Annotated in this window: 2 protein-coding genes; both read left to right on the forward strand. The window is 49.1% G+C overall.

Going from position 1 to position 1526, the window contains the following annotated elements; all coding sequences use genetic code 11:
- Positions 1-1262, forward strand: a 1262-nt coding sequence (locus CWE08_RS12020; RefSeq protein ID WP_133306942.1) for an RHS repeat-associated core domain-containing protein, incomplete at its 5' end; no start/stop codon positions are given.
- Positions 1244-1526, forward strand: a 283-nt coding sequence (locus CWE08_RS12025; protein ID WP_133306943.1) for a hypothetical protein, incomplete at its 3' end; no start/stop codon positions are given. The genes CWE08_RS12020 and CWE08_RS12025, both read left to right, overlap by 19 nt.

Consider the following 1526-nt stretch of genomic DNA (forward strand, 5'->3'; position numbering starts at 1 on the left):
GCCGGGCGGTGTTTAAAAGCAATAACCAAGCCGTGAACTTTACTTTGGCCTCGATATTAAGCCTCACGCACAAAGGCTACACCGGCCACGAGCAGGTAGACCACGCCAGCGTAGTGCAAATGGGTGGCAGAATTTATGACGCCCACATAGGCCGCTTCCTACAAGCCGACCCATTCGTGCAAAGCCCAAGCAACAGCCAAAACTTTAACCGCTACAGCTATGTACTCAACAACCCACTGAGCTACACTGACCCGAGTGGGTATTTGTTTAAAGCGCTCAAAAAATACTGGCGCGTGATAGCGGCCGCCGCAGTGAGCTTCTATACGTTCAATGTAGTTTCAAATTGGGCTATTAAAGCATTTAGTGAAGGTGTACTTGCTGGTGCGGTAGCTGGCGGCACAGCTGGGTTTATGGGCGGTGCTGTGGCGACCGGAAGCTTAAAGGGAGCGCTGCAAGGGGCATTTAGTGGCGCGGTGTTTGGTGCGATAGGTGCTCAGTTTGGCGATGCCAAAACCCATGTTCAAGTAGGGGCGCACTCCATGGCCGGCGGCGTACTGGGTAAACTACACGGCGGTAACTTTGGGCATGGCTTCTTTAGTGCCGGCTTTACCAAATGGGCGGGTAAGGAATGGAAGGTGGATACAGAGAGTGCGCGCAACGTGATTGGAAATTCCTTGAAGCAAGCCATTATAGGTGGCACCGCCTCTAAGATTACCGGCAACAAATTCTCGAATGGCGCGTTCACGGCAGCACTGCAATATATTGTGAATGAGGCGGGTTCGAGAATCATTGAACAGCCTGATGATATTGATTGGTCAGCTGAGAAATACTCAGAACTTGAAACGGTTTTTGACTACGTAGCGGCAGCTGAAGAACATCTTCGTGGTTTTGACTTTGGCCATGGCAACCATGAAGTGGCCGCAAGGTGGCTCCATCGAAATGTTCACCCGATAGCAGAAAAATTTAGTGTGGAGATCGGAGCAAATATGCGGGAGGAAACTCTTACTCTTCATGTTGACGCGGTGGTCACGCAAAATAGGGTTAGGCAAGTGACGATCCCTCGAACGAATAACCAAATAGCCGAATGGCATTCTCATGCAAAATCTAACACAACGTTCACTGCACATGACAAAACATGGGTCGATCACTCGGGTTACCGATACGCTTATGTATCGCGAGGCAGAATTGGGGGGTCAGGAGTGAGAACGTTAACGGCTCGCAACCAATTGAGGAATATTGATATATGTGTAAGCACATGTTGATGAAGGTAAAAACCGGGTTATTTGTGTTGATGTTAATGTTCTCGGTGTCTGCTGTTGCAGAGCAACGTTACACTGATTTTTACGAGCGGGAGTTTGCTCAATTGGTGGGGTTCTATGAGCGACTGATTGATTCCGAGGATGCAACTCAAACCGTAATAGAAGAGTTTCAGCAGTTAAAGGATGAATGGGGGCGCATTTACGACAACCAATTTGAAGCTCCTGCAGAAAACTCAGTGGAGTGCCGGTTTTGGTTAGCATTCCGAG

Source organism: Aliidiomarina iranensis (assembly GCF_003987135.1).
GTDB classification, from domain to species: domain Bacteria; phylum Pseudomonadota; class Gammaproteobacteria; order Enterobacterales; family Alteromonadaceae; genus Aliidiomarina; species Aliidiomarina iranensis.